This is a genomic window from Clavibacter lycopersici (assembly GCF_003576405.1).
In the GTDB taxonomy this organism is placed as follows: domain Bacteria; phylum Actinomycetota; class Actinomycetes; order Actinomycetales; family Microbacteriaceae; genus Clavibacter; species Clavibacter lycopersici.
Genome location: NZ_QWGT01000106.1, coordinates 1 through 9,275, shown reverse-complemented (window position 1 = coordinate 9,275; position 9,275 = coordinate 1). Strand labels below are relative to the sequence as shown.

Genomic DNA, 9,275 nt, shown 5'->3' with positions numbered 1-9,275 from the left:
GACGGGGTGGGCGCGGCGGTGGACGTCGGCGTCGGCGTCGGTGAGGTCGCGGGTGCCGTCGAGGGCGCCGCGCTCGAGAGGTCGTCCACGGCGAGGGTCGCCGCGCCGGAGTTGCTGCCCGACGCGTAGGCCCAGACGCCGGTCGACCCCGCCGCGGCGATGCGGGAGCCGGAGCCGTCGGCGACGGTGGTCTGCCAGCCCGGCTCTGTCGTCCCGGCGCGCCAGGCCTTTGCCGACACCGTCACGGGTGACGTCCCGGTCACCTGGATCCGGACCGTCACCGCGGTGCCGGGAGCAGCCGTGCCCGCGACGTCAGCCCCGCCGAGGGTCGTCTCACGACCTCCGTCCGCCCGGGACGTGCTGACGCGGACCTTGCCGGTGCGGCTGAGCTCGACCTTGCCGCGGTATGACGATCCGTCCGCCTGACGACGCACCTCGACGGCCGGGTACACGCTCAGCGCGGTGCTGCCCACGAGGGCGACCGAGGCGCTCGCCGTGGTGTCGAGGAGCGAGGCTCCGGGGAGGTGCGCTCCGGCAGAGCTCCCCGCCGCGAGCCGCGTGATCCGGGCGCGGCTGCCGTCCACGGAGAACGCCGTGGCCGCGGGGCCGTACGAGGCGTAGGCCCCGCCCGAGCCGGCAGAGCCCCAACCGGTGGCCACCTGGCGCGAGAAGGTGTCCGCGGCACCGGCGGCGGCGGCGGGTCCGGCGGGGACCAACGAGGCGCCGAGCCCGAGGGCGAGGGCAGCGGTGGCTCCCGCAATCAGGGCCGACGCGCGGCGGAGGGGCGAGACGGATGCGCTCGTGGAGGTGGGAGAGGTGGGCATGTCGTTCCTGAGGTCGGCACATCGGAGCCCGCCGGCGGTGATCCTCCGGGGGTCGGACGAGGGGTGTCGGCACGGAGGCCCGGGTGTCCTTCCGGGATTCCACGATCGGCAGGAGCGGGCGGGACGGCGTTGCCCCGACGGGATCCCGTCTGACGATGGGGGTGACTCTATAGGTTCGTGCACTAGCAGTTCGCGCCGTGGCTCGCTGAATTCGGGCATACCCCGTCCGGGGGGTGCTCCACCCCAGTTCGGGGGCGCATTACCCGCACATGGGAGATCCGACGGGCTGGATGCCGCCTCCGGCGTGTCCGCGGCCTATCCTGTCCAGGACCCGAGAGACGAAGGACGCGTGCTGTGGCTCTTCCTCCTCGTCGATCGAGCGCATCGGGCCGCGAACCACCGCCCGGCTCCGGCATCCGCGGCAAGGAGCCGCCGCCCGGCACCCGTCTTGCGCATCCCCTCCTCCGATCCGTGGCCGTCGTCGCCGTGATCGCCCTCGCGTTCCGGCTCCCTCTGCTCCAGGGGCTGGAGCTGGGCCATGTCATCGGCGTGGTGCTGGCGCCGCTGTGGCTGCCCGTCCTGCTGCGGCATCGCGGCGCACCCGTGCTCGCCCTCCTCGTGGTGGCAGCCGTAGCGGCGGGCGCGTGGCTCACGGGCTTCTCCGCCGCCGACCACGACGTCTCCTCCACCGAGGCGGTGTCGTCGTCCGTCCTCATCCTCGGCGTGCTCGTGGGCGTCGGCGTGCTGGTGTGGGCGCGCACCCTCATGCCCGACGCCTCGGTGGCCGTGTGGTTCGGCGTCGGCATGGTGATCGGCATCAACCCGGATTCGACCCTCTTCTCCACCAACGTCTGGAAGTTCGGCCTCGCCGTGCCGGTCGCGGTCTTGCTGCTGGCGCTGGCGTGGCGCTCCGGGCGGCGATGGGTCGCGCCCGTCGTGCTGGTCGTGCTGGTCGTGCTGGCGGGCGTCAACGACGCGCGGTCCGAGCTCGCGATCCTGCTGCTCGTGCTGCTGGTCGTGCTCTGGAACCTGCGCCCGACGGCCTCCCGGCCTCGGGCGAGCATCGGGACGACCCTGCTGGGCCTCGGCGGGCTCGCTCTCGTCGTCTACCAGGGCGGTCAGGCCCTCATCCTGGAGGGGTACCTCGGCGAGGCGACGCGGCAGCGCACGGAGGCGCAGCTCGACGGAGCGGGTTCCGTGATCGTGGGCGGGCGCCCGGAGATCGGCGCGGCGGTGGCGCTGTTCCAGCACCACCCCTGGGGCTTCGGATCCGGCACGCTGCCGAACCTCACCGAGATCCAGGTGGCCAAGACCGGCATGGCAGCGCTGAACTACGACCCGGACAACGGCTACGTGGAGGACTACCTGTTCGGCTCCGCGTTCGAGCTCCATTCCGTCCTCGGCGACCTGTGGACCCGCTTCGGGCTCGTCGGCATCCTCCTGACGATCGCGATCACCATCGTCCTCCTCGCGGGCGCGGCATCGGGCATCGCCGCCCGCGCCTCCGCGGGCCTCGTGGTGTACGTCGTCGTGAAGTCGCTCTGGAACATCCCCTTCAGCCCGGTGTTCAGCGCCGTGCCGCTCCTCATGCTCGCACTGGGGATGACCCTCGTCTCCGCGGGGCGCGCGTCGAGTGGAGGCCCAGTACCCGATACGCGGTCGACGACCGCGTTCCCGACACAAACCACACGGAGGAACCATGGCCGCGACACCCGCTGATCCGACGACCCCAGGACCGGAGAGGTCGCGGCGGGGACGCCGCCGCCGGATTGTGATCCCGGTCGTCGCCGCGCTGGTCGCCGTTGCCGTGATCATCTCGATCGTCCTCGTCGTGAGCACCGGGCCCGACGGCGACACGTCGGGCACGGCGAACGAGGAGCCCGCGTTCCCCTCCGATCCGAACGCCACGAGCTCCCCCGTCACCTCGCAGGACCCCGCGGACGGCCAGGCGCCGCCAGAGGAGGCGTCGCCCGTCGCCCTCGACGCGACGGCGGAGCCGGTGCCCGGCGTGTCCGCGTCCATCGGGTCCCTCGCCGCCGTCGATGGGGTCGCGGACGGCCCGGGGGAGGTCGCAGGGCCCGCCGTCTCGTTCACGCTCACGATCGAGAATCGGACCGACGCGGCCGTGTCCCTTGCGTCGACGGTCGTCACCGTCGCATCCGGGGACGACCTGCTGCCGGCCGATCCGCTGTCCACCGGCAGCGCCCCGCTGCCAGCCGAGGCGGCCCCGGGGGAGACCGTCACGGGCACGTATGTCTTCGCCCTCCCGCTCGAGCGCCGCGATGACGTGCGCATCGCCGTGGACTACATGGCGGGCACCCCCGTCGTCGTGTTCCAGGGGCCGGCGCCGCGACGCTGATCCGAGTCGGGAACCCCCTGTACTGGGGCCTGCTCGGCCGTGGATCCCGCCCATAGGATCCGGACAGCGCACCGGCAACCCGAAATGCCGGCGCCTGATACCCGAATGAGGCCTCACCATGGGCATTACCCTGCCCTCGCGCCTGCGTCCGCTCGCGCTCGCCACCGCCGCCGCCGTCCTGGCCTCGGTATTCGTGGGCGTCCAGCCCGCCGTGGCAGACACCGTCCCCGTCGAACCCACGACGCCCACCACCGTCTCCGCCGACGCCCTGCCCACCGTGCAGATCAACGGCGTCGTCTGGACCCAGAAGGTGGTCGGCAACGTCGTCTACGTGGGCGGGAACTTCTCCACCGCCCAGCCGGCAGGATCCGCACCGGGGGCGAACACCGTCCCGCGATCGAACATCCTCGCCTACGACATCCGCACGGGTGTCCTCATCAACTCCTTCGCCCCCATCCTCAACGGGCAGGTCAAGGCCATCGAGGCGTCGCCCGACGGATCCCGCATCTACATCGGCGGCGCCTTCACCACGGTGAACGGCGTGAACAAGTACCGCGTCGCTGCCCTCGACCCGGTCACCGGCCAGGTCATCACCTCCTTCACAGCCGGCACCAACGCGCCCGTGAGCGCCATCGCGGCGACCGCGACCACGGTCTACCTGGGCGGTGCGTTCACCTCGATCGGCAAGAGCGTCCGCGGGCGCATCGCCGCCGTGAACGCCTCCAACGGCGTCGAGACCGCCTTCGCGCCCGGGATCGCGGACGGGACGGTGACTGCGATGGTCCTGTCCCCCGACGGGCAGAAGCTCGTCGTCGGCGGCAGCTTCACCGCCCTCAACGGCTCGAGCAACCCGGGCTACGGCCTCGGCGCGGTGAGCACGGCGACGGGGCAGAACTTGCCGTGGAACGTCAACAACCTGATCCGCAACGGCGGGGTGGACGCCTCCATCACGAGCCTGACCGGCGATGCCGACGGGGTCTACGGCACCGGCTACACCTTCGGCAAGTCCGGCAACCTGGAGGGCGCATTCCGCGCCGACTGGGCTACCGGCGACACGAACTGGGTCGAGGACTGCCACGGCGACACGTACTCCGCGGTGCCCTTCGGGGACCAGGTCTACGTGGCCGGTCACCCCCACTACTGCGGCAACGTCGGCGGATTCCCGCAGACGGAGCCCACGTGGACCATCTATCGCGGCCTCGCCTTCACGAAGCAGGCCACGCAGACCATCACGCGCGACCCCATGGGCTACTACAACTTCGAGGGCAGCCCGGCCCCGACCCTGCTCGACTGGTACCCGGACATCAACTCCGGCACCTTCACCGGTCAGAGCCAGGGCCCCTGGAGCGTCGCCGCCGGCGACGGCTACCTCTCCTACGCCGGCGAGTTCACCCAGGTGAACGGCAAGCGCCAGCAGGGCATCGTGCGCTTCGCCGCGAAGGCGAAGGCGCCCAACACTCAGGGGCCGCTCGACTCGGGCGCCGCCTTCACGGCCACCGTCACCTCGCAGGAGTCCGGCACGCTGCGCGTCAGCTGGACCGCGAACGCCGACCGCGACAACCGCCGCCTGACCTACCAGGTCTACCGCGACGGCAACATGGCGACCCCCGTCTACACGACGACCGCCGACTCCCGCGTCTGGGATCGTCCCGCGATGGGCTTCGTCGACCGCGATCTCACCCCCGGGAAGGCGTACAGCTACCGGATCCGCGCCACCGACCCGCTCGGCAACACCGTGATCGGAGACAGCGTGCAGGCGACGGTCACGTCGGCCGCACCGAGCCCCTACGTCGACACCGTCCGCGCGGACGGCGCGACCGCCTTCTGGCGTCTCGGCGAGGCGTCGGGCTCCGTCAACTACGACTGGGCAGGCTTCGACGACCAGACCGTGGGGACCGGCGTCACCCGCGGCGCAGCGGGCGCCATCACCGGCGACGCAGACACGGCCTCCGTCTACGACGGCACGGCCAACGGCCTCTCCGCCTCGAAGAAGCTCGTCCAGGGCCCGCAGACCTTCTCCGTCGAGGCGTGGTTCAAGACCACGACCACCTCAGGCGGCAAGATCGTCGGCTTCGGCAACAAGACGTCGGGCACGTCGGACAGCTACGACCGCCACATCTACATGGCGAACGACGGACGGGTGAGCTTCGGCGTCTACCCGAACGCGAGCCGGACCCTGACCTCCGCCACGGCGCTCAACGACGGCGAGTGGCACCAGGTCGTGGGCACGCTGGGCAAGGACGGGATGCAGTTCTTCGTCGACGGAGCGCGCGCGGGATACCGCAGCGACACCACCTCGGCGCAGGACTACAAGGGCTACTGGCGCATCGGCGGCGACAACTCGTGGGACGGCGGCCAGTTCTTCGCCGGCGCCATCGACGACGTGGCCATCTACCCGAGCGTCCTCGACCGCCAGCAGGTGGACGCGCACTACGTGACCTCCGGTCGCACGTCGCGTCTTCCGAAGGCGCCGGCCGACTCCTACGGCGCACGCGTCTTCCAGGACAACGCCGACTCCTTCTGGCGCCTCGACGAGAAGGGCGGGACCACCGTCGCCGCCGATGCCAGCACGACCGGCAGCCCAGCCGCCTACATCGGCGGCGTGACGCAGGGCGTCCCCGGGGTCCTGACCAGCGCGGGCAGCACCGCCGCGCAGTTCGACGGGCAGAGCGGGCAGGTGATCGGCTCGCGCCGCATCTCGAACCCGCAGACGTACTCGCTCGAGCTCTGGTTCAACTCGACGACGAATCGGGGAGGGAAGCTCATCGGCTTCGGGGACAACGCGAACGGCCTGTCCGGCAACTACGACCGGCACGTCTTCCTCCGCGACGACGGGCGCCTCACCTACGGCACCTGGACCGGCCAGGAGAACACCGTGACGAGCTCCGGCTCCTACACGGACGGACGCTGGCACCAGGTCGTGGCGACGCAGTCCTCGGACGGCCTGAAGCTCTACGTCGACGGCGCCCTCATCGGCACCAACCCGCAGACGCAGGCGCAGGCGTACGACGGCTATTGGAAGCTCGGAGGCGACCCGACGTGGGGATCCTCGAGCCCCTACGTGGCGGCGACCATCGACGAGGCGGCCGTGTACTCGACCGCGCTGTCGGCGAGCACCGTCAGCCAGCACTACGCGCTCGGCCAGGGCACGAAGCCCAACCAGGCGCCGACGGCGGCCTTCGATGCCCGGGCGACCGACCTGTCGGTGGCCGTGGACGCGAGCGCATCCGCGGACGCCGACGGCAGCGTCGCGTCCTACGCCTGGCAGTTCGGCGACGGCGCCACCGCGAGCGGCGCCACGGCGACGCACGCCTACGCCGCAGCCGGCACGTACACGGTCACGCTCACGGTCACCGACGACAAGGGAGCGACCGCGGTGAAGACCTCGGACATCACCGTCGTCGCGCCGCGCGTCAACCAGGCCCCGACGGCCGCCTTCACCCCGACGACCGACGCCCTCCAGCTCGCCGTCGACGGCAGGGCATCCGCGGATGCCGACGGCCGCATCGCGTCGTACGCCTGGACGTTCGGTGACGGATCCTCCGCTACCGGCGCCGAGGCTCGGCACGCCTACGCGGCAGCGGGGACCTACACGGTCGGCCTCACGGTGACGGACGACGAGGGCCTCACGGGCACGTCGACCACCACCGTGACCGTCGCGCCGGCGCCGCCCGTCAACCAGGCGCCCACCGCGTCCTTCACCACGAAGGTCACGGACCTCGGCCTCGCGGTCGACGGCAGCGCGTCGGCCGACGCCGACGGCACCATCGCCTCCTACGCCTGGACCTTCGGGGACGGCGCCACGGCGACCGGTGCCACGGCGTCGCACGCCTACGCGGCTGCCGGGACGTACGCGGTGCGCCTCACCGTCACGGACGACACGGGCGCCACGGCGACCACTGTCCAGAGCGTCGTCGCCACCGCCCCGGTCGCGGTGGACGCGCCGCCCACGGCGTCCTTCACCAGCACCGTGTCCGGCTCGACGGTCTCCGTGGATGCGTCGGCCTCGGCAGACGCGGAGGGGCCCATCGCCTCCTATGCCTGGGACTTCGGCGACGGCACGACGGCGGTCGGACGCACGGCGACGCGCGTCTACGCCGCACCGGGCACCTACACCGTCGCCCTCAAGGTGACGGACGGGGCCGGGGCCATCGCGACCTCGACCGCCACGGTGACGATCGCCGCAGCGCCCGTCGCCGCACCCATCGCCCGCGACGCGTTCGCGCGCACCGTGAGCAACGGGCTCGGCACGGCGGACGTCGGCGGTGCGTGGACCCGCTGGGGTACCGCATCGAACCTGTCCGTCCGGGACGGGGCCGCGCGCCTGCTCGTCCCCGCGCCCGGCGTGACGTCGGGAGGCACCCTCGACGCGGTCAAGCAGACGGCGGTCGACATGCGCATGGACTTCTCGGTCGACAAGGCGGCCACCGGCGGCGGCACGTTCGTCTACGCCATCGGCCGTCGGGTGTCGAACAACAACGAGTACCGCGCCGTGGTGCGGCTCGCGAACAACGGCACCGCCGCGGTCTCGCTCGTCGCCCACCGCAACTCCGGCACGGCGACGACCATCGCCAACGAGGTGCGCATCCCGGGGACGATCGCCGCGGGCACGGCCGTCAGCGTGCGCACGCAGGTCACGGGCACCAGCCCGACGACGATCCGGGCGAAGGTCTGGATCGCCGGCACCGCGGAGCCGACGGCCTGGAACGTGCAGGCGACGGATTCCTCCGCGGGACTGCAGGCGGCCGGCGGGCTGGGCGTGCTCTCGTACGTCTCCGGCTCCGCCACGAACGCGCCGCAGACGGTGACCGTCCGTGACCTGACCGCGTTCGCCCCCTGATCGGGCGGGGTCGGGCGGTTCGCCGCGCGACCTCAGCCCGGAGGCTCGGATCCTGACCGAAGCACGACCCCCGGGGACGGGGGTCGTGCTTCGTCACCGCACCACATCCGTCCCGCTCGCCGGGCGACCCGGGAGGACCCCCATGACCCGCATGACACGCACCGCGCGCCGCGACCGGCCCTTCCTCGTCCAGCAGTCCTTCCCGACGCCGCGTCCGACCACGAACCCCTATCTCGTGATGCTCGCCGAGAGCATCGCGCGCCAGCCCGGCGTCGCCGTCCGCACCTTCTCCTGGCCGAGCGCCCTGCTGCGTCCCTACGACGTGCTGCACGTGCACTGGCCGGAGATTCTCGTGTCCGGTCACGGGCCGCTGAAGCGGCTGGTGCGGCAGGCGCTGACCCTGCTGCTCGTCGCGCGCCTCGCCGTCACGCGCACCCCGCTCGTCAGGACGCTGCACAACCTCGAGCTGCCCGACGGGATCTCCCGCCGCGAGCGCGCGATCCTCCGCCTGATGGAGCGGCGGACGACCCTCTGGATCCACCTCAACGAGGACACGCCCCAGCGCAGGGACCGGCTGCACGAGACCATCGTGCACGGGCACTACCGCGACTGGTACGCGCGCCACCCGCAGCCCGACCCGGTGCACGGACGTCTCGGCTACTTCGGCCTGATCCGCCGGTACAAGGGCGTCGACCGCCTGCTCCGCGCGTTCCGGGGGATGCCCGAGGACGCATCGCTCCGCGCGGGCGGCCGCCCGTCGTCGGCCGAGCTGGCCTCGTCGCTCGAGGATCTGGCGGCCGGCGACGACCGCATCGCGCTCGACCTGCGCTTCCTCGACGACGCAGAGGTCGTGGACATCGTCCGCTCGGCCGAGCTCGTGGTGCTGCCCTACCGGGAGATGCACAACTCCGGAGGCGCCCTCACGACGCTCTCCCTCGACCGGCCCGTGCTCCTGCCCCAGAACCACGTCAACCAGCGCCTCGCGGAGGAGACCGGCCCGGGCTGGGTGCACCAGTACGCGGGCGAGCTCACGGCCGAGGCCATCCAGGCGGCCCTGGCCGCCGTGCGCGCGATGCCCGCAAGCGCGCGGCCCGACCTCTCCCGCCGCGAGTGGCCTGAGGTGGGGGAGCGCCACGTCGCCGCCTACCGGCGGGCCGCGGCTCTCGCGCGTCGCGGATCCGCGCGGTGAGCCGGCCCTCAGTCGGCGGGGCGGGCGTACTCGCGATGCGCGTGGCCCCACGCGCCCGAGACG

General features: G+C 72.4%; 4 protein-coding genes and 1 pseudogene. 4 read left to right on the top strand and 1 reads right to left on the bottom strand.

Features of this window, described 5'->3' with window-relative positions:
- A pseudogene (locus tag DZG00_RS08640) lies at positions 1 to 824 on the bottom strand (hypothetical protein); the annotation flags it as partial.
- 471 nt (positions 825 to 1,295) lie between these two features.
- Here DZG00_RS08640 and DZG00_RS08635 point away from each other — a divergent pair.
- The 4 genes from DZG00_RS08635 to DZG00_RS08620 all read left to right on the top strand — a co-directional run bounded on the left by DZG00_RS08635 (position 1,296) and on the right by DZG00_RS08620 (position 9,212).
- A complete protein-coding gene (locus DZG00_RS08635; protein WP_119382810.1) occupies positions 1,296 to 2,543 on the top strand; it encodes a hypothetical protein in 1,248 nt (415 codons plus the stop codon).
- 52 nt (positions 2,544 to 2,595) lie between these two features.
- A complete protein-coding gene (locus tag DZG00_RS08630) occupies positions 2,596 to 3,183 on the top strand; it encodes a hypothetical protein (protein ID WP_119382809.1) in 588 nt (195 codons plus the stop codon).
- A 118-nt stretch (positions 3,184 to 3,301) separates the two neighbouring features.
- Entirely contained in the window at positions 3,302 to 8,023 is a 4,722-nt protein-coding gene (locus DZG00_RS08625) for a PKD domain-containing protein (protein WP_119455538.1), read from the top strand.
- Positions 8,024 to 8,165: 142 nt separating this feature from the next.
- On the top strand, positions 8,166 to 9,212 hold the full coding sequence (locus tag DZG00_RS08620) for a glycosyltransferase family protein (RefSeq protein WP_119455537.1): 1,047 nt from the start codon (positions 8,166 to 8,168) through the stop codon (positions 9,210 to 9,212).
- Positions 9,213 to 9,275: the final 63 nt, after the last annotated feature.

Bases quoted from the DNA above. Each gene is read 5' to 3' on its own strand.
- DZG00_RS08625 (WP_119455538.1), top strand. From the start codon at position 3,302: ATGGGCATTACCCTGCCCTCGCGCCTGCGTCCGCTCGCGCTCGCCACC.
- DZG00_RS08620 (WP_119455537.1), top strand. From the start codon at position 8,166: ATGACCCGCATGACACGCACCGCGCGCCGCGACCGGCCCTTCCTCGTC.